At 65.9% G+C, this 18772-nt stretch carries 18 protein-coding genes; 11 read left to right on the forward strand and 7 right to left on the reverse strand.

Annotation, left to right across the window (positions count from 1 at the left end; all coding sequences use genetic code 11):
• Positions 1-2: 2 nt before the first annotated feature.
• From ACQKIE_RS04325 to ACQKIE_RS04335, 3 genes are read left to right on the forward strand one after another with little or no spacing between them, the layout of a single operon-like run.
• Positions 3-2372 carry a 3-hydroxyacyl-CoA dehydrogenase/enoyl-CoA hydratase family protein gene (locus tag ACQKIE_RS04325; protein ID WP_427456137.1) on the forward strand — a complete coding sequence of 790 codons (2370 nt, stop codon included), beginning with the start codon at positions 3-5 and terminating at the stop codon, positions 2370-2372.
• Positions 2373-2424: 52 nt separating this feature from the next.
• Positions 2425-3633: an acetyl-CoA C-acyltransferase gene (locus ACQKIE_RS04330; protein WP_427456139.1), complete on the forward strand. Its 1209-nt coding sequence runs from the start codon at positions 2425-2427 to the stop codon at positions 3631-3633.
• Positions 3634-3673: 40 nt separating this feature from the next.
• Positions 3674-4600 (forward strand): MBL fold metallo-hydrolase, encoded by a 927-nt coding sequence (locus ACQKIE_RS04335; RefSeq protein WP_427456141.1) that lies wholly within the window; start codon positions 3674-3676, stop codon positions 4598-4600.
• A 143-nt stretch (positions 4601-4743) separates the two neighbouring features.
• On the opposite strand, the gene ACQKIE_RS04340 is transcribed toward ACQKIE_RS04335, so the two are convergent.
• Together ACQKIE_RS04340 and ACQKIE_RS04345 are read right to left on the reverse strand one after the other, a co-directional pair.
• A complete protein-coding gene (locus tag ACQKIE_RS04340) occupies positions 4744-5097 on the reverse strand; it encodes a tRNA-binding protein (RefSeq protein ID WP_427456144.1) in 354 nt (117 codons plus the stop codon).
• Complete coding sequence (locus ACQKIE_RS04345; RefSeq protein WP_427456146.1) at positions 5098-6372, reverse strand: NAD(P)/FAD-dependent oxidoreductase; 1275 nt, start codon at positions 6370-6372, stop codon at positions 5098-5100.
• Between the two features lie 115 nt (positions 6373-6487).
• On the opposite strand from ACQKIE_RS04345, the gene ACQKIE_RS04350 reads away from it, so the two are divergent.
• Positions 6488-7012 (forward strand): 3-hydroxyanthranilate 3,4-dioxygenase, encoded by a 525-nt coding sequence (locus tag ACQKIE_RS04350; protein ID WP_427456148.1) that lies wholly within the window; start codon positions 6488-6490, stop codon positions 7010-7012.
• An 11-nt stretch (positions 7013-7023) separates the two neighbouring features.
• Here ACQKIE_RS04350 and ACQKIE_RS04355 read toward each other — a convergent pair whose 3' ends face one another.
• Positions 7024-7578, reverse strand: a complete 555-nt coding sequence (locus ACQKIE_RS04355) for an NUDIX hydrolase (RefSeq protein ID WP_427456150.1) — start codon at positions 7576-7578, stop codon at positions 7024-7026.
• 150 nt (positions 7579-7728) lie between these two features.
• On the opposite strand from ACQKIE_RS04355, the gene ACQKIE_RS04360 reads away from it, so the two are divergent.
• From ACQKIE_RS04360 to ACQKIE_RS04370, 3 genes are all read left to right on the forward strand, one after another.
• Complete coding sequence (locus ACQKIE_RS04360) at positions 7729-8694, forward strand: transporter (protein ID WP_427456152.1); 966 nt, start codon at positions 7729-7731, stop codon at positions 8692-8694.
• A 216-nt stretch (positions 8695-8910) separates the two neighbouring features.
• Complete coding sequence (locus ACQKIE_RS04365; RefSeq protein WP_427456154.1) at positions 8911-10401, forward strand: amino acid permease; 1491 nt, start codon at positions 8911-8913, stop codon at positions 10399-10401.
• An 86-nt stretch (positions 10402-10487) separates the two neighbouring features.
• The gene (locus tag ACQKIE_RS04370) at positions 10488-11927 is read left to right on the forward strand and encodes an amino acid permease (RefSeq protein WP_427456156.1); all 1440 of its coding nucleotides are present in this window, start codon (positions 10488-10490) and stop codon (positions 11925-11927) included.
• A gap of 297 nt (positions 11928-12224) precedes the next feature.
• Here the strand turns inward: ACQKIE_RS04370 and ACQKIE_RS04375 are convergent, their stop codons facing one another.
• On the reverse strand, positions 12225-12557 hold the full coding sequence (locus tag ACQKIE_RS04375; protein WP_427456158.1) for a high-potential iron-sulfur protein: 333 nt from the start codon (positions 12555-12557) through the stop codon (positions 12225-12227).
• Positions 12558-12707: 150 nt separating this feature from the next.
• On the opposite strand from ACQKIE_RS04375, the gene ACQKIE_RS04380 reads away from it, so the two are divergent.
• From ACQKIE_RS04380 to ACQKIE_RS04395, 4 genes are read left to right on the forward strand one after another with little or no spacing between them, the layout of a single operon-like run.
• A complete protein-coding gene (locus ACQKIE_RS04380) occupies positions 12708-13352 on the forward strand; it encodes a methylthioribulose 1-phosphate dehydratase (protein ID WP_427456160.1) in 645 nt (214 codons plus the stop codon).
• The gene (locus ACQKIE_RS04385) at positions 13349-13918 is read left to right on the forward strand and encodes a 1,2-dihydroxy-3-keto-5-methylthiopentene dioxygenase (protein ID WP_427456162.1); all 570 of its coding nucleotides are present in this window, start codon (positions 13349-13351) and stop codon (positions 13916-13918) included. The genes ACQKIE_RS04380 and ACQKIE_RS04385 overlap by 4 nt, the downstream gene beginning before the upstream one ends.
• 51 nt (positions 13919-13969) lie before the next feature.
• Positions 13970-14653 (forward strand): acireductone synthase, encoded by a 684-nt coding sequence (mtnC, locus tag ACQKIE_RS04390; protein WP_427456164.1) that lies wholly within the window; start codon positions 13970-13972, stop codon positions 14651-14653.
• Complete coding sequence (locus tag ACQKIE_RS04395; protein ID WP_427456166.1) at positions 14637-15680, forward strand: C13 family peptidase; 1044 nt, start codon at positions 14637-14639, stop codon at positions 15678-15680. The genes mtnC and ACQKIE_RS04395 overlap by 17 nt, the downstream gene beginning before the upstream one ends.
• A gap of 34 nt (positions 15681-15714) precedes the next feature.
• Here the strand turns inward: ACQKIE_RS04395 and ACQKIE_RS04400 are convergent, their stop codons facing one another.
• From ACQKIE_RS04400 to ACQKIE_RS04410, 3 genes are read right to left on the reverse strand one after another with little or no spacing between them, the layout of a single operon-like run.
• On the reverse strand, positions 15715-16518 hold the full coding sequence (locus ACQKIE_RS04400) for an amidohydrolase (RefSeq protein ID WP_427456168.1): 804 nt from the start codon (positions 16516-16518) through the stop codon (positions 15715-15717).
• Positions 16506-17651 (reverse strand): pyridoxal phosphate-dependent aminotransferase, encoded by a 1146-nt coding sequence (locus ACQKIE_RS04405; RefSeq protein WP_427456170.1) that lies wholly within the window; start codon positions 17649-17651, stop codon positions 16506-16508. The genes ACQKIE_RS04400 and ACQKIE_RS04405 overlap by 13 nt, the downstream gene beginning before the upstream one ends.
• 9 nt (positions 17652-17660) lie before the next feature.
• Positions 17661-18689 carry a LysR substrate-binding domain-containing protein gene (locus tag ACQKIE_RS04410; RefSeq protein WP_427456172.1) on the reverse strand — a complete coding sequence of 343 codons (1029 nt, stop codon included), beginning with the start codon at positions 18687-18689 and terminating at the stop codon, positions 17661-17663.
• Positions 18690-18772 lie beyond the last annotated feature (83 nt).

Here is an 18772-nt window from a genome sequence, read left to right on the forward strand (position 1 = left end):
CCATGACCGCAACACCGTTACGCATTCGCAAGGCCGCGGTTCTCGGCGCCGGCGTCATGGGCGCGCAGATTGCCGCGCACCTGACGAACGCCAACGTGGAAACCGTGCTGTTCGACCTTCCGGCGAAGGAAGGCCCGAAGAGCGGCATCGCCATCAAGGCAATCGCCAACCTCGCGAAGCTCTCGCCTGCGCCGCTTGCCGAAAAGGCGCTGGCAGCCGCCATCGTGCCCGCAAACTACGAGGAAGACCTCGCCCTGCTGGCCGACGTCGACCTGGTGATCGAAGCCATTGCCGAGCGGATGGACTGGAAGCTCGACCTCTACACGAAGATCGCTCCGCACGTGTCGAAGACCGCCGTGCTCGCCAGCAACACATCGGGCCTCTCGATCAACGGGCTGGCCGAGGCGCTGCCGGAGGCGCTTCGTCACCGCTTCACCGGTGTGCACTTCTTCAATCCGCCGCGCTACATGCACCTCGTGGAACTGATCCCCACGAAGCTCACCGACCCGTCGGTGCTCGAGGGGCTCGAGGCGTTCCTCACCACCACCCTCGGAAAGGGCGTGGTGTACGCCAAGGACACCCCGAACTTCATCGGCAACCGCATCGGCGTGTTTTCGATGCTGTCGACGATGCACCACACGGAAAAGTTCGGCCTCGGCTTCGACACGGTCGACGCCTTGACCGGCCCGGCGATCGGCCGGCCGAAGAGCGCCACCTTCCGTACGGCGGATGTCGTGGGCCTGGATACGCTCGCCCATGTCGTCAAGACGATGAGCGACACCTTGCCCGACGACCCGTGGCATGCCTATTTCCAGGCACCCGCCTGGCTGAAGGCCCTGATCGAGAAAGGAGCGCTGGGCCAGAAGACCGGCGCCGGCGTCTATCGCAAGGCCGGCAAGGACATCGTGGTGCTCGACCTGCAGAAGCAGGACTACCGCGTCTCCGAGCAGAAGGCTTCGGATGAGGTCTCCGCGATCCTTGCCATCAAGGACCCGGCCGAGAAGTTCGCGAAGCTGCGCGGGTCGGCCGACCCGCAGGCACAGTTCCTCTGGGCCGTGTTCCGCGACCTGTTCCATTACTCCGCGTACCACCTCGCGGACATCGCCGACACCGCGCGCGATGTCGACTTCGCCATCCGCTGGGGCTACGGCTGGAAGCTCGGGCCGTTCGAAATCTGGCAATCGGCGGGCTGGCAGCAGATCGCGGGCTGGATCGCCGAGGACATCGCCGCCGGCAAGACCATGAGCAGCGCCCCGTTGCCCGCCTGGGTCACCGACGGTCGCACCGGTGTGCATGGAACGTCGGGCTCGTATTCGGCTTCCACCGGCACCGACCGGCCGCGTTCCAGCCATCCGGTCTATCAGCGTCAGGCCTTCCCCGACGCCATCCTGGGCGAGACGTTCGACCAGGGCACGACCGTGTGGGAAAACGAGGGCGTGCGCCTTTGGCACTCGGGTGACGACATCGGAGTGATCTCGTTCAAGACCAAGATGCACACGGTCAACGACCAGGTCCTCGACGGCATCCAGCACGCCATCGGCCTGGCCGAGGAGCAGTTCCGGGGCGTGGTGCTGTGGCAGCCGTCCGAGCCGTTCTCGGCCGGTGCTGACCTCAAGGGTGCCCTCGGCCTGCTGCAGGCGGGCAAGCTGGCCCAGTTCGAGGCGATGGTGGCGAATTTCCAGGCCACCAGCATGCGCATAAAGTATTCGCTGGTGCCGGTCGTCGCCGCGGTGCGCGGCCTCGCCCTCGGCGGCGGTTGCGAATTCCAGATGCATTCGGCCCGCACGGTCGCGGCGCTGGAAAGTTACATCGGCCTCGTCGAGGCCGGCGTCGGCTTGCTGCCTGCCGGCGGCGGTCTGAAGGAACTGGCCGTGCGCGCCGCGCAGGCAAACCCGGACGATCCGTTCGAGTACCTGAAGAAGGTCTTCGAGACGGTGGCGATGGCGAAGGTCTCCACGAGCGCGCTGGAAGCCAAGTCGCTCGGCCTGCTGCGCAAGGAAGACATCGTGGTCTTCAACAGCTACGAACTCCTGCACGTGGCGAAGGCCCAGGCTCGCGCCATGGCCGAGTCGGGCTATCGCCCGCCGATGCCGGCGCGCGCGATCCCGGCCGCGGGCGACACCTCCACCGCTACGTTCAAGGCGTCGCTCGCGAATCTCGCCGAGGGCTATTTCGCCTCCGCGCACGACATCGACATCGCCAGCCGCATCGCGGACACGCTGTCGGGCGGCAAGATCGAACGGGGCTCGGCGGTCGACGAGGCTTGGCTCCTCGCCCTGGAACGCCGCCACTTCGTGGAACTGGCCCAGACCGAGAAGACCCAGGCCCGTATCGCGCACACGATGACGACGGGGAAGCCGTTGCGTAACTGACGCGCCCAGCGCTCTTACCCAACCGACCTCCCCACTTAAAGGAAACACTCCCATGAGCAAGCAAGTGCAAGACGCCTATATCGTCGCCGCCACCCGTACTCCGGTAGGCAAGGCGCCGCGCGGCGTGTTCCGCAACACCCGCCCCGACGACATGCTCGCGCACGTCATCCGCGCCGTGCTCGAACAGGCACCCGGCATCGATCCGGCCATGATTGCCGACGCAGTCATCGGCTGCGCCATGCCGGAAGCCGAGCAAGGCATGAACGTGGCGCGCATCGGCGTGCTGCTCGCCGGCCTGCCCGAGCAGGTGCCGGGCGTCACCATCAATCGGTTCTGCTCGTCCGGCGTGCAGGCCATCGCCATGGCCGCCGACCGTATCCGCCTCGGCGAGGCCGACCTCATGCTCGCCGGCGGCACCGAGTCGATGAGCATGGTGCCGATGATGGGCCACAAGATCGCCATGAATCCGGCGATCTTCGAGAACGACGAAAACCGCGCCATCGCCTTCGGCATGGGCATCACCGCCGAAAAGGTGGCCGAGCGCTGGAAGGTCGGTCGCGAGGACCAGGACGCCTTCGCCCTGCAGTCGCACCAGCGCGCCATCGCCGCCATCGCGGCGGGCGAGTTCAAGGACGAAATCACGCCGTTCCAGCTCGACGACCGCTACCCGGACCTGAAGAACCACAGCGTCCGCGAGGATCGTCGCATCATCGAAATCGATGAGGGCCCGCGTCAGGACACCTCGCTCGAAGTGCTCGGCAAGCTGCGCCCGGTATTCCGTAACGGCCAGTTCGGCGGTTCGGTCACCGCGGGCAACTCCTCGCAGATGTCCGACGGCGCCGGCGCGCTGCTGATCGCCAGCGAAAAGGCGACCAAGGATTACGGCCTCACGCCGCTTGCCCGCTTCGTCGGCTTCTCCGTGGCCGGCGTGGCGCCCGACATCATGGGCATCGGACCGAAGGAAGCGATCCCGAAGGCGCTGAAGCAGACCGGTATCAGCCAGGACCAGTTGGACTGGATCGAGCTCAACGAAGCCTTCGCCGCGCAGGCGCTGGCGGTCATCCGCGACCTCGGCCTCGACCCGGCCAAGGTGAACCCGCTGGGCGGCGCCATCGCCCTCGGCCACCCCCTTGGCGCCACCGGCGCCATTCGAGCCGCCACGCTGATCCACGGCCTCCGCCGCCGCAAGCAGAAGTACGGCATGGTCACCATGTGCATCGGCACGGGCATGGGCGCGGCCGGCGTCTTCGAGGCGCTGTAACTTGCACGCTCCGTTCATGGCCTTGGGGTAACCTGAGGCCATGCACGGCATCCATACCATCGACACCGGCTTCGGCCGCCCCTCCTTCGATGCGGCCTACCTCGTGGTGGAGCGTGGTCGCGGCGCCTTCATCGACACCGGCACGGCACACGCTTTGCCACGCTTCCTCGAAGCGATCGAAGCGGCCGATCTGGAGCCGAAGGACATCGACTGGGTGGTCCTCACCCACGTCCACCTGGACCACTCGGCCGGCGCCGGCCAGTTGATGCAGCACCTGCCGAACGCACGGCTCGCCGTCCATCCGCGCGGCGCGCGGCACATGATCGATCCCTCCATCCTCATCGCGGGCGCGGCTGCCGTGTACGGCGGCGAAGACATCGTCCGCCGCGACTATGGCGAGATCGTTCCCGTACCGGAGGATCGCGTGGTGGAAGCAACGGACGGCTTCGCCATCGACCTCGCCGGCCGCGCCCTGCTCTGCCTCGATACGCCTGGTCACGCACGCCACCACAACGCCATTCATGACGAACGCGCGAATGCGTTCTTCACCGGCGACATCTTCGGGCTGTCGTATCGCGAACTCGATTCGCCCGGCGGCGCCTTCATCATCCCGACGACATCGCCCGTGCAATTCGAACCGGACGCGGCGCACGCGTCCATCGACCGCCTCATGCGCTATGAGCCGGAAGCGATGTACCTCACGCACTACGATCGGGTGACGGACGTGCAGCGTCTCGCCAACGACCTGCACGAGCAGATCGATACCATGGTGGCGATCGCGAAGCGGCACGCGGCCGCGCAGGATCGCGAGCAACGCATCGCGTTCGACTTCATCGACCTTTACGTGGACCGCGCACACCGCCAGGGTGTGACGCTAACGACGGCGGAGATCGTGAAGATCCTCGAGGTCGACATCCGGCTGAATGCGCAGGGTGTGATCGTGTGGCTCGATCGAGGCTCGCGCTGATTTGGATCGACGCACGGCGCGATAGGCAGTGCGATGCCGGTGGGAGCCGACCCTGTCGGCGATGGGAGCTCGTGGCGACGTGGTTATCGCCGACAAGGTCAGCTCCCACCAAGCCTGCTTACCACGCTTCTAAGTGAATACGGCTAGGCCAGTCGCGTCCCGTTCGGCACGGCGCGCTCCGTCGTCGTTATCACCACGCCCTCGTCCGTGTGGAACCCCGTCAGCAGGAACTGCGAACGGAACGGGCCGATCTGCTTTTCAGGAAAGTTGATCACACCGACGACCTGCTTGCCGACCAACTCGTCGGCACTGTAAATCGCCGCCACCTGGGCACTGGTCTTCTTCTCGCCGTACGGGCCGAAATCCGCCCAGATCTTGTAGGCCGGCTTGCGCGCCTCCGGAAACGCTTCCGCGCGTAGGATCGTTCCCGCCACCAGCAACACCTTCTCGAAGTCGGCCCAGCTGATGGCCTCGCTGTTCGCTTGTTCTTGACTCATTCATCCTTCCAATCGCGACTTGAACCAGTCGCTCAGTTCGTATTTCCAGTAGGTGCCTTGTGCCGCCAGGTAGCCGAAGGGCCGATGGACCGGATCCAGCCCGAAGCCCTCATAGGCGTCGAGCGCAGGCTCCCCGCTGGCGATCGCCTCGGCCAGCGCTTCGCCTGCCGCGCAGGTCGGCGCCAGACCGTGCCCGCCAAACGCCTGCGCGTACCACAGGCCATTGCCATGCGTACCAACCTGAGGCATCTCGTGCCGGGCGTAACTCATGAGGCCGGACCATGCTTGCTCGACACGTGCGTCCTTCAAGGAAGGAAAGACACGCGCGAGATCGCGCTTCAGCAACCGCTGCACGGCCCTCGGCGAGCGATCGCGTATCGAGATTCGGCCGCCCCACAACAGGCGTGTATCGGACAGCGGCCGATAATAATCGAATGCAAAACGCGTATCGTAGACGGCGGCGCGCGTGCGCAGGCACTCGCCCAGCCGCTCGCCGAGCGGTTCCGTCACCATCACGTAGGTCGCGATCGGCAGCACCGCCCGGTCGATGTGGCGGTCGAGCCCTGCGAGGTAGCCTCCGCAGGCGAGCACCACGTTCGCCGTTTCCAGTTCGGCGTCCCCGACGCGCAGCACCCATCGTGGCCCGCGCCGTTCCAGCATGCGGACACGCGACGACTCGTGGATGCTCACGCCTGCCCGTTCGGCCGCGTGGGCCAGTCCGCGGGCATAGGCGAGGGGGTCGATGTGCAGCGCGTTCCGTTCATAGAGGCCGTCGTGGTAGCGCGGGCTGCGCACGAACTCGTGCATGGCGTCGCGCGGGATCCACTGCCAGTCGGCGCCATAGTGCTCGGCGAGCAGGCGTTGCCGGGCCCGCAGGACCTCGGCATCGCGGAACCAGTTGGCCCAGACGACACCCGCGTCCACGGCGTCGCAGTCGATCGCCAGGGCCGCGATGCGCTCGCGGATCAGGTTCACCGCGTCCACGGTTCGCGTGTATAGCTGCCGGGCCCGTTCCGCTCCGGCGCGCTCGAGCAACGCTTTCTCGCCGAGCGAATAGCCGGCGAAGACGAAGCCCCCGTTACGTCCGGACGCACCGAAGCCGATCCACTTCGATTCCAGCAGGACGACGTCGCGGACACCTCGCGCCGCCAATCCCAGGGCGGTGTTCAGTCCCGCGAAACCGCCGCCCACGATCACGACCGCGGCTTCGCGGCGGCCTTGCGGCGGCGGGCGAAGCGCGGGGGTGGTGGTTCGATCGTGGTACCACGACGGCATGCGACAGTTCCTGGACGCCAGGGCGCCGTTGTACAAGACAGCGTGGCGGGGCGAAAGGTCCGTTCGACACGCCGTTCAGGGGTATGATCCCCCAACGTCCCAACTCAGCCATGCCATGAGCCTGCTGCCACCCATCGACCTCGAACGTTGGATCGACGAAAACCGCGCCCTTCTCAAGCCCCCGGTCGGCAATAAGTGCATCGTCGACGGCGACTTCATCGTCATGATCGTGGGCGGCCCGAACTCGCGCACGGATTACCACTACGACGAAGGGCCCGAGTTCTTCTACCAGCTCGAGGGCGAGATGGTCCTGAAGGTACAGGACGAGGGGCAGGCCCGGGATATCCCCATCCGGGCCGGGCAGATGTTCTACCTCCCTCCCCGCGTACCGCATTCACCGCAGCGCATGCCGGAATCGATCGGGCTGGTGGTCGAACGTCGCCGCGTCGCCGGCGAAAAAGAAGGGCTGATGTGGTTCTGCCAGGTCTGCAACCACAAGCTGTACGAGCAATACTTCCCGCTGGGCAGCATCGAAACCGACTTCCCGCCGGTTTTCGAGACCTTCTACCGCTCCCTGACGGCGCGCACCTGCGCGAAATGCGGTGCGGTACACCCGGCGCCGGCGAAATATACCGAGTAATTGCCCGGCTCCTACATGGCCGCCTTCCTGCGTAGCCACTTGTTCGCCATGCGACGGAGCGAACCTTCGAGGGATGGGTCGGTCGCGATGTCCACAACGGGCCGCCAGGCCAGTTCCAGCGATTCCTCGTTGACCAGGAAATCCTCGCTGCCACCGGCTACCACGGCGTAGCGGACGTCGTAATGCCAGTGCTCGGGCTCCTGCCCCCGTGCCGGAATGACGTGACGGTCCACGTCGAAGATCTCCGGAAGCACCTCGAGGTCGCGGAGCCCCGTTTCTTCCTCGGCCTCGCGCAGCGCCACGCCCGGCAGGTCCGCTTCGCCGTCGGCATGCCCGCCCGGCTGCAACCAGCGTCCCAGCTTGCGGTGAAGCATCAGCAGGGCGCGCTCGCCGTCCGCGCTGACCAGCCATGCGGACGCGGTGAAGTGCCCTTCAAGTGTCTCGCGGTGGAACGGCCGGGCCACGTCGCGCAGCCAGGCAGCGAAGTGACGGACAGCCTCTTCGTCCGTGTGGCGTCCCGCGTACCGGTCAAGGGCATCCATCAATTGCAGTCGCGCAGCGTCCATCGAGAACACGCCTTCAGAAGAGCCTGACATTTTCGCACGGCTTTTTCGGATTAGTCCGATGTCGCCACCAGTAGAGGCTTGCCTAGGATGTCCGAGGGCGCAAGACGCGCTCCATCCGCAGCGTCCGCTGTGCAATGCAAGGAATCGCGCATGTCGCAGAAACTGAAATCCGCCGCCCTCCTCGCGGCGGTGTGTGCCTGTCCGGCCGCTTCCTGGGCCGCGGCCCTCCCGGGCGAAGCCAACTTCACCGGCCCGCTCGTCACGCCAGCGGTCAATGCCATGCCGGCCGGCATGGTGAACATCGAGCCGTACCTCATCCATACCAATACCCGCGGCAGCTACGACAACGTCGGCGACCGCAGGGAAGGCAAACCGATGGTGCGCCAATGGCAGATCGCGCTGCCCATGACGTACGCACTCACCGACACGCATTCCGTGCAGGTCATCCTCAACGCGGCCCGGACGTCCGGCGCGGGCCAGCATAGCGACGGCTTGCGCATGGGCGACACCACCGTCCGGGTACAGCAACGCCTGAAGGGCCCGAACGCCGACGGCACCGGCTTGGTGCTCGGGCTCGCCTTGGCCCAGCGCCTGCCGACGGGTCGATACCACCGTCTCGACACAAATCCCCTCAACGGTACCGGCAACGGCGCCATGCGCACCACGTTCGCCTTTGGCGCCCAAAGCCTCTACTGGCTGGACGGCGGCCGCGCGATCCGTTGGCGCGGCCAGCTCGCGTGGAGCCCGTCACCGGGACGAGTCCGCGTGCGCGACAGCAGTGTCTATGGCACCGACTCCGGTTTCCGCGGCTTCGCGCGCCTGGGCCAGGCCTGGAACGCGTCGGTCGCGGCGGAGTACGCGATCAACCCGCGCTGGGTCCTCGTCGGCGAAGCCATCTGGAACCGCGCGAGCGCCATCGATGTCACGGGCACGACGGCCGATGCCTCCCACGACGCGCGCCGCCTCGCGCCGAGCCAGGAGTTCAGCCTCGCTCCCGCCGTGGAATACCACTTCACGCCCAATACCGGCCTCATCGCGGGTGTGCAGTTCACTGTCGCCGGTCGGAACACGGCCGATTACGTGGCGCCCCAGGTGGCGCTGAACATGGTCTTCTGAAACATTGCGACGCGAGATGCACAACCGCCGCAAGTCATGGTCGACACTTCCGCCCACCGCAGGCAACGCATTGGCAGGCCTCGCATTGCAGCTTGTACGGCCAAGGCCCCCTGGGCTATGGTGCCGTGCCAGCGCTTCCGGGCAGCGGCGTGTCCACCGTAACTCACGCGGCGGTCCCAATAATAAAAGGCACCATTCCGGCTGTAGGGGATTTACATGTTGAAACACCTGTTCGCGACGCATCCCATCGAGGCAGCGCCGCACGTCGACGCTGGCGAACACATCGAGACCGGCGCGCATGGAGGCGGTGAACTCAAGCGAGTCCTCACGGCGAAGCACCTTGTCCTCCTCGGCGTCGGCGCCGTCATCGGTGCGGGTATCTTCGTCATCACCGGCCAGGCCGCCGCACTGCACGCGGGCCCCGCGCTGGTCATCAGCTTCCTTATCGCAGGATTCGCCTGCGCCCTCGCCGGGCTCTGTTACGCCGAGTTCGCCGCGATGCTCCCGGTATCGGGCAGCGCCTATTCCTATTCTTACGCCACGCTCGGCGAATACGTCGCCTGGTTCGTCGGCTGGAACCTCGTCCTCGAGTACCTTTTCGCGGCCGCCACCGTCGCGGCCGGCTGGTCCGGCTACTTCAACGAACTGCTCGGCATGCTCGGCCAGATGAGCGGCACGAACCTCGCCTTGCCGCTCTCGCTGGCCTCGGCGCCGTTCCAGTTCATCGACGGCCATATCCAGGCCACCGGTACGCTGATCAACCTGCCTGCGGTGGTCATCATCGCCGCCCTGTCCGGCCTCTGCTACGTCGGCATCACGCAGTCCGCCTTCGTCAACTCGATCATCGTGGCGATCAAGGTCACCGTGATCCTGCTCTTCCTCGCCTTCGCCATCCAGGTCATCAACCCGTCCAACTGGCACCCGTTCATTCCGGAAACGGAAGGCCCGGGTACGTTCGGCTGGAGCGGCATCTTCCGTGCGGCGACCATCGTCTTCTTCTCCTATGTGGGCTTCGACGCCGTCTCCACCGCGGCCGGCGAAGCGAAGAACCCGCAGCGCGACATGCCCATCGGCATCCTCGGCTCGCTGGCCATCTGCACCGTGCTGTATATCGCCGTCGCACTCGTGCTCACGGGCATCGCCCCGTTCCGCATGCTCAACACGCCGGAGCCGGTCGCTACCGCGCTGGGCCTGTATCCGCACCTGTCCTGGCTGAAGGCGATTGTGGTCCTCGGCGCCATCACCGGCCTGTCCTCGGTCATCCTCGTGATGCTGATGGGCCTGCCGCGCATCTTCTTCTCGATGGCGAAGGACGGCCTGCTTCCGCAGACGATGGCCAAGGTGCATCCGAAGTTCCGCACCCCGTACATCGGCACGATCATCGTCGGTGTCGCGGCAGCGGCCATGGCCGGCCTGTTCCCGGTGAGCGTCCTGGGCGAACTGGTTTCCATGGGTACCCTGCTCGCCTTCGCCACCGTCTGCATCGGCGTGCTGATCCTCCGTTACACCCGCCCGGACCTGAAGCGCAGCTTCCGCGTGCCCTTCGTCTGGCCGATCTGCATCACCGGCGCCCTCGCCTGCGTCTACCTCTTCTGGCAGGCGTTCGAGGAGCACTGGCGCCTGATGGTCGGCTGGATCGTCATCGGCCAGGCGATCTACTTCGGTTACGGCTACGCCCATAGCAAGCTGCGCAAAGCCCTCGGCTGATAGAACCACCCAGGGAAAGGCCGGCGGCTGTCCGCCGGCCTTTCCCTTTGCAGTTATCCTTTCCGCACCCGACTCCCAGGCTGTCCATGCTCCAGCAGTTACTTGCCAAGAAAGCGCCCCAGGCCGAACCCGACGACGCGCACGGCCCTGCCTTGCGACGTACCCTGGGGCCGTGGGGGCTCACGGCGCTGGGCATCGGCGCGGTCATCGGCGGTGGCATCTTCGTCATCACCGGCGTCGCCGCGGCGGAACACGCCGGGCCGGCCATCATCCTCTCCTTCATCCTGGCGGCGATCTGCAGCACGTTCACGGCGCTCTGCTACGCCGAATTCGCCTCGATGATCCCTGTATCGGGCAGCGCGTATTCCTACGCGTATGCCACCCTCGGTGAAGGTGCCGCCTGGTTCATCGGCTGGAACCTGATCCTCGAATACGGTGTGTCCGCCTCCGCCGTGGCCGTGAGCTGGACCGGCTACTTCGTGAGCCTGCTCGACCACGTCGGCATCCACATCCCCCCGGCACTGACCAACGCACCCGTGGATTGGGTCGACGGGCACATGGTCCTGACCGGCGCGCTGTTCAACGCGCCCGCCGTGGGCATCACACTCGCCCTTACCTGGGTCTGCTACGTCGGCATCCGGGAGTCGGCGGGCATCAACATGGCGATGGTGCTGCTGAAGACCGCGCTCATCATCCTCGTGATCGTGGTCGGCGCCAGCCACATCGACACGTCGAACTGGCATCCGTTCATCCCCGCCAACGAAGGCGGCGACAAGTACGGCTGGAACGGCATCCTGCGCGGCGCGTCGATGGTGTTCTTCGCCTACATCGGTTTCGAGGCGACCTCGACGGCGGCGCAGGAATCGAAGAACCCGCAGCGCGACATGCCCATTGGCACGCTCGCCTCCCTCGCCATCTGCACCGTGCTCTACATCGCCATGGCGGCCGTGTTGACGGGCCTGGTTCCGTTCGCCCAGCTGGGCACGTCCGAACCCGTCGTCACCGCCATCAGCCACCACCCGGAACTCGGCTGGCTGCGTGGCGTCGTCGAGGTCGGTGCGCTCATCGGCCTCTCCTCGGTCGTGCTGGTAATGATCATCGCGCAGCCGCGCATCTTCATGATCATGGGTCGCGACGGCCTGATGCCGAAGGTGTTCACGACCATCCACCCGAAATACCGCACGCCGCACATCAACACGGTGATCACCGGCCTCGGGATCGCGCTGCTGGCGGCTGTGTTCCCGCTCAACGTGCTCGGCGACCTGACCTCGATGGGTACGCTCGTCGCCTTCAGCGCCGTGTGTGCCGGCGTCATGATCCTGCGCAAAACGGCGCCCGACCTGCCACGCACCTTCCGCGTGCCGTGGGCGCCCGTCACGTGCGTGCTCGGCATCCTCAGCTGCATCGGCCTCCTGTGGTCGATGGGCATACGGAACTGGGTGCTGATGGGCGTGTGGACCGCGCTCGGCGTGGTCATGTACCTCGTGTACGGCTACCGCAACAGCAAGCTGAAGCGCCATCCCTGAGGGGGCACGGATTTCCCCTCAAAACCTCGAGCCGTGTCGAGGTTCAGGCCATATTTAACTGTTTCTAAACGATTAATGCGATGAATCGGGCCGTCATTTAATTGCCATTGGCCGGTCGCCGTCGGAGGGGAGTATGATCCCGAGTCCGAGGGTAAATCACTTGGCAGTGGGCCCCGGATTGCCGCCCGGCGCGTCAGGCGGGTCAGCTCCTCGGCCTGGCGCGCTTGGGCTGCATTTTGTGAAGAGACAAGGAAAGGCCAGCCCTCGGCTGGCCTTTCGTCCGTCTGGGGCAGGCCCTCAGATCATCACGGCGTGCGACACGCACCAGCCCTTCGCGGCGACAGCCCTCCCCGGGAACAGCTGGCACGGCCCGTAGGCGGCGCCGGCTTTGCCCTGGTAGAAGTTGCAGTTGAAGCAGGCGTCCTTGGGGTCTTTCCTGCCGACGGCCTTGCTGGCGTCTTCGGTGTACTTCAGGGCCGAAGCGGTGGGATCGGAAGGCGACACGTGCGGCAGGTCCTGGGCCAGGCCCATCCGCGGGATCGTGCCGAGCACGGTGGCCACCGCCACTCCGCCCGTGACCACCTTGAGAAAGCGGCGGCGCCCCTCATCGTTCTGATCGTGTTGCGACATGCATGAACCTCCATCGATGGTGAACCGGTTCCTCCCTCCGGTGCTGACGGGATCGTAACCGGTTACCGGAAAAACGAGTGGTTCGCATTAACCTCGGGCCATACCGCGGCCCATGCTATGATCGGAGCCTGTTTGGACGTCCAAATCCCCATGTCGAAGACCCCTCCGCCAGCCGTGTCCGCCTTGCTGGCCGACCGCGCCGATGCCATCGCCGATGCCGCTCGCGAACTGGCCGCCTTCGGGTGGACGCCTGCCACCAGCAGCAACTTTTCGATGAGGATCGACGACGATCATGCCGCGATCACGATCTCCGGGCGCGACAAAGGGCGCCTTGGCCGTGACGACATCATGCTCATCGACATGGACGGCAAGGCCGTCGGTTCCGACCATCGCCCATCGGCCGAAACCGGCCTGCACACCCAGGTGTATCGCCGCTTTCCCGATGCGAACGTCGTGCTGCATACGCACTCGCGCACGCAAAGCGTCGCCTCCCGGCTGTTCGCGTCCGAGGGGCGCGTGCGGCTCGAAGGGTGGGAGCTGCAGAAGGCCATTGCCGGTTACACCACGCACGAGAGCGTGCTGGACATCCCTGTCTTCCCCAACACCCAGCAGATGCCGGAACTCGAGGCCCAGGTGGATGCGTGGATCGACTCGGGCAAGCCGCTCTACGCCTACCTGATCGACGGCCACGGCATCTACACCTGGGGCCGCGACATGGCCGAAACACGCCGGCACCTCGAGGCGCTGGAATTCCTGCTGGGCTGCGAACTCGACCTGAGGAGGCTTGCACCATGAGCCGTCTGCGCATTTACGACGACACCCGTCACGACACCCCCATCGCGGTCCATGAGGACCACGACGCCATCGCCCGTGCGCTCGGCGCGGTGGGCGTCCGTTTCGAACGATGGGAAGCGAACCAGCCGATCGCGCCGGGCGCGAGCCAGGACGAAGTCATCGCGGCTTACCGCACCGACATCGACCGGCTCATGGGTGAGAACGGCTACAAGGCCGTGGACGTGATCAGCCTGAAGCCGGACCACCCGGACCGCGCGACCTTCCGCCAGAAGTTCCAGAACGAGCACACGCACAGCGAGGACGAGGTTCGCTTCTTCGTGGCGGGCGCCGGTCAGTTCACGCTGCACATCAAAGGCAAGGTCTACGAAGTGCTGTGTGAGAAGGGCGACCTGATCGGGGTTCCGGATGGCACGCCGCACTGGTTCGACATGAGCGAATCGCCCTACTTCGTCGCCATTCGCCTGTTCACGAACACGGAAGGCTGGGTCGCGGCGTTCACCGGTGAAGACATTGCCGAGCGGTTCCCCCGGATGAACCCGCACCCCTCGGCCTCCGCGGTTTCGTAAGCGCGCCCTCTCGTTTATCCTGCGGAGCTACCCGCTCCGCAGGCTTTCCGCATGTCCGATATCCGCGCCATCCTCACCGACATCGAGGGCACCACCAGCTCGATCGACTTCGTGAAGGATGTGCTCTTCCCGTATGCACGGCGGCACCTGCCGGCCTTCGTGGAAACGCATACCGACCAAGCGGAGGTCCAGCACTGGCTGCACGAGGCCGCGAAGGAGGCGGGCATCGTCGAGGCCACACGGGGCGAAATCATCGACCTCCTGGTCCGCTGGATCGACGAGGATCGCAAGTCCACCGCGCTCAAGGCCCTGCAAGGGATGATCTGGCGCGAAGGCTACGAGTCCAACGCTTACGTCTCGCACATGTACCCGGAAGTGGCGGCTCGCCTGCGGGCATGGCACGCGCAGGGGCTGAAGCTCTACGTGTACTCGTCGGGATCGGTACCGGCGCAGAAGCTGCTGTTCGGCTTCAGCGAAAGCGGCGACCTCACGCCGCTTTTCTCCGGCTATTTCGATACACAGACGGGGCACAAGCGCGAGGTCGCCTCGTATCGCCGCATCGCGGAAGCCATCGAACTACCGGCGGAACAGGTGCTCTTCCTGTCGGACATCCGCGAGGAACTCGATGCCGCGCGCGAGGCCGGCATGCGCACGATCCAACTCATCCGCCCGCCCCTGCCCTTGAACGACAACGGTCATCCTGCCGTGGCCGACTTCGATGCCATCACCCCCTGATCCCCGCCGCCGGACGGCCATCTATGTCGTTCTGGCCTTCGTGGCAGGCGTCCTGCTCACCGTGGGCGTTTTTCACCACGGCCGTGGTTCGCTGACGGGAAGTCCTGCCCCGGCGGTCACACCCGCTCCCGCGTCGCCCCTGTCCGCCGCGCCGCCGGCCAGCAGCGGCAGTACGGCGACCGACCAGGCCGCTGTCGATCTCGACGTGGCGGACGCGTGGCCCGATGACGCCCCTACACCCGAACAAGTATTCACGGCCCAGCCGGAGGCGCTACGCCGCGCCGTCAGTACGCTCGCTCCACGGACACCCGGCAAGACAAACATCTATGCCCTCGCCTTCGGTGCGGACGGATCCGAAGACGTCTTCCGCAACGAAGTGGAATACCTCGACGCGCTGGTCGCGAAACGGTTCGGAAGCCCGGGCCATACGCTGGTGCTGGAAAACAATCCCGCGACGCTCGCGAAACGCCCGCTGGCGAGCTGGACAAACCTGGAGTCGGCACTCGACGGCCTGGCGAAGGTGATGGATCCGGACCAGGACGTGCTCCTGCTCTACATCGCCACGCACGGCGGCAACGACCATACGCTGCTCGTCGACATGGACCCCATCCCGCTCGACCAGCTCGATCCGGACGGGCTGGCCGATATCCTCGCCAAGCACCCGTTCCGTTGGAAGGTGCTGGTGGTGAACGCGTGCTACTCCGGTGGCTACGTGCCGAAGCTGCGTGGTCAGGGCACGCTGGTGCTTACGTCCGCGCGCAAGGACCGGACGTCGTTTGGCTGCGGCACGGATTCCGACATCACGTATTTCGGCCGCGCCTGGCTGACCGACGGGCTGAACGCGACACCGGATTTCGTGGAGGCCTTCGGCAAGGCGAAGGCGGAGATCGCGGGTTGGGAGACGCGCGACAACCTCGAGCCATCGGAACCGCAGATCGATATCGGCGAGGGAATCCAGGGCAAGCTCGAGGCGTGGCGGAAGTCAGCCACGATCGGCCCCTCCGTCCCCTTCAAGCCCGCGAACTAGGCAACGCCCATCGCCGACAGGGTCGGCGATGCTCTTATGCCGAGGTATCCAACGAGAAGCGGTCGGCGTCCATCCACGCCGGGAAGCGGTCGCGGTGTGCCTTCAAGGGCGCCGGATCGAGCACGATCGTGACCACCTGCTCCTGCGTGCCCAGTTCGACCAGCGGCTCGCCGACCGGATCGACCACCGCGCTATCGCCCGCGTACGGTAGATCGTTGCCGTCCACGCCGACGCGATTCACGCCGATCACATAAGCCAGGTTCTCGATGGCTCGCGCACGCAACAGCGTGCGCCACGGCTGCCTGCGCGGTGCCGGCCAGTTCGCCACGAACAAGGCCAGGTCGTAGTCCATGCCGCCCGCGGCGTCTTCCCTGCGACCGTTGCGCAGCCACACGGGGAAACGCAGGTCGTAGCAGACCTGCGGCAGGATGCGCCAACCCTTCAACTCGACGATCAGGCGCTCGTTGCCGCCGCCGTAGCGCGTGTGCTCGCCGGCCATGCGAAACAGGTGACGCTTGTCGTACCAGGCCATGGCACCGTCCGGGGACGCCCAGATCAACCGGTTGTAGACCGTGTCCCCGTCGCGGATGACCAGGCTGCCGGTGAGCGTGGCGTTGACCTCTGCCGAGAGCGCACGCATCCACGCCACGCTGGGACCGTCCATCGCCTCCGCGTTCGCAAGCGTGTCGTTGGTGAAGCCCGACAGGAAGGTTTCCGGCAGCACGATGAGGTCGCTCGGGGCAGCGCCGCGCACGAGGTTGCCGTAGTACTCGCGGTTACCGGGGGCGTCGTGCCAGCGCGTGGCGCCCTGGATGAGGGAGACGGTCAGAGTTTGCACAGGAGCTCCGCGGCGGCTTCCATCGTGGCGTCGTTCTTCGCGAAACACAGGCGGACGAGGCGTGTGTCGGGCGCATTTTCGTAGAACGGGCTGAGCGGGATCACGGCGACGCCTCCCTCGCGGACGAGCCACTCGCTGAAGTTGATGTCGTCGACGTCACGGATGGCGCTGTAATCCACGAGCTGGAAATAGCCGCCCGGCACGTCGAGGAGCTTCAGCCGCGACGGCGCGAGCAGCTCGCGGAAGCGGTCGCGCTTGGCCTGGTAAAACGCCGGCAACTCGAGGTAATGCTGCGGCGAGGATTCGAGGAACTCCGCGAAGGCCCATTGCGCGGGGCTGAAGGTGCAGAAGGTCAGGTACTGGTGCACCTTGCGGAATTCGGCCGTGAGCGCCTTGGGCGCCACCGCGTAACCCACCTTCCAGCCCGTGCAGTGATAGGTCTTGCCGAACGAGGACACCACGATGCTGCGGGCCGCCAGTTCCTCGTGGCGCAGCACGCTCTGGTGTTCCTGGCCGTCGAAGACGATGTGCTCGTAAACCTCGTCCGACAGCACCACGATGGACGTGTTGCGGACGATCGCCGCCAATTCGTCCAGGTCGGCCCGCGAAAGCACGGCGCCGGAGGGATTGTGCGGCGAGTTGATGAGGATCATTCGCGTGCGCGGCGTGATGGCCTCGCGCACACGCTGCCAGTCGATGGCAAACGCCGGCAGGGTCAACGGAAGGTGCACAGCCGTGGCGCCCTGCAGTTCGATCGCCGGCTCGTAGCTGTCGTAGCAGGGGTCGAAGACGATGACCTCGTCACCTGCCCGCACCACCGCGGCAATGGCCGAGAACAATGCCTCGGTGGCGCCGGATGTCACCGTGACCTCCGTGTCCGGGCTCACCCGATGGCCATACAGCCGCTCGGTCTTGATCGCGATCTGCTCGCGCAGCTTCGGGATGCCGACGCCGGGCGCGTACTGGTTCTTGCCTTCCGCCATGGCACGCGTGATGGCGTCGCGCAGGGCTTCTGGCGGTTCGAAGTCGGGAAATCCCTGGCCCAGGTTGACGGCCTTGTGTTCCAGGGCCAGCTGGCTCATGACGCTGAAGATCGTGGTGCCGACCTTGGGAAGCTTGGTTTCGAGCTGCATCGAACGCCCTTATTCGTTTGGACGGCCAAACGCCGTCGAATGGCCTGATCCTACCATGCGCGACATCTGGATCGCGCCCGCCTGCTCCGGGTTCGCCGCGACCTTGTCGCAGTCCTTGTGGAACTCGGCCTGGGCCTTGGGCAGACGCTCCGCGAGGAAGTCGACGAAGCTGCGCACGGCGGGCAACAGGCCGCGCCGGCTCGGGTACACGAAATGCAGAGTACCCTGCGCCGTGGTGTATTCCGGAAGCACCCACTCCAGGTTGCCGGTGGCGATCAACGGGCCGCAATAATCTTCGGGCAGCAGCGCCACGCCGCAACATTGCACGGCCGCGGCGATCAGCACCGAGAAATCGCCGCTCACGAGGCGCGGCGTGACTTCGACCGCGGCTTTCTTGCCGCTCGCGTCCACCAGCTCCCAGACCTGCGCGCCCTCGTGCTCGTACATCGAGAGGGCCGGCAGCTTGGCCAGTTCCTCCAGCGTCTTCGGACGGCCGTTCGAATCCAGGAACTTCGGGCTGGCGACAAGCAGGCTGCGTGCGTAGCCGATGCTGCGCAGGACCAGGGTGGCGTCGGTATCCAGTTTCTCGCGCACACGGATGGCGATGTCGAAGCCCTCGCCGATCAGGTCGACGCGGCGGTTTGTCGCCGTCACGCGCACCTGCACTTTCGGGTGCTCCAGCATGTAGGCCGGGAGCATCGGCCCCAGGACGTTCTGCGCCAACGAAATAGGACAACTCACCCGGATGACGCCACGCGGTTCCGTGCGCAGCTCGTCCACCGCATCCTGCGCGGCGCGGGCCTCCTCCAGCACCGCCCGGCAGTGTTGGTAGAAGCGTTCGCCGATCTCGGTCACGACGAAGCGCCGGGTGGTGCGCTGGAGCAGGCGCACGCCAAGGCGGTCCTCCAGCTGGGCGATGCGCTTGCTCAAGCGCGACTTGGGGATCCCGAGGGCGCGCCCGGCAGCGGAAAAACCGCCGTGCTCCACCACCGAAGCGAAGAAATACAGATCGTTGAGGTCCTGCAGGGCACCTTCCATCGGGGTATCCGTCGTTTCGTGTACGAAACAATCAGTCTACTCCAAGCCGACTAATCAAGGGATTGTCTGGCGCGTATCGTTCC

It is taken from the genome of Luteibacter sp. NPDC031894, from assembly GCF_050273135.1.
GTDB lineage: Bacteria > Pseudomonadota > Gammaproteobacteria > Xanthomonadales > Rhodanobacteraceae > Luteibacter.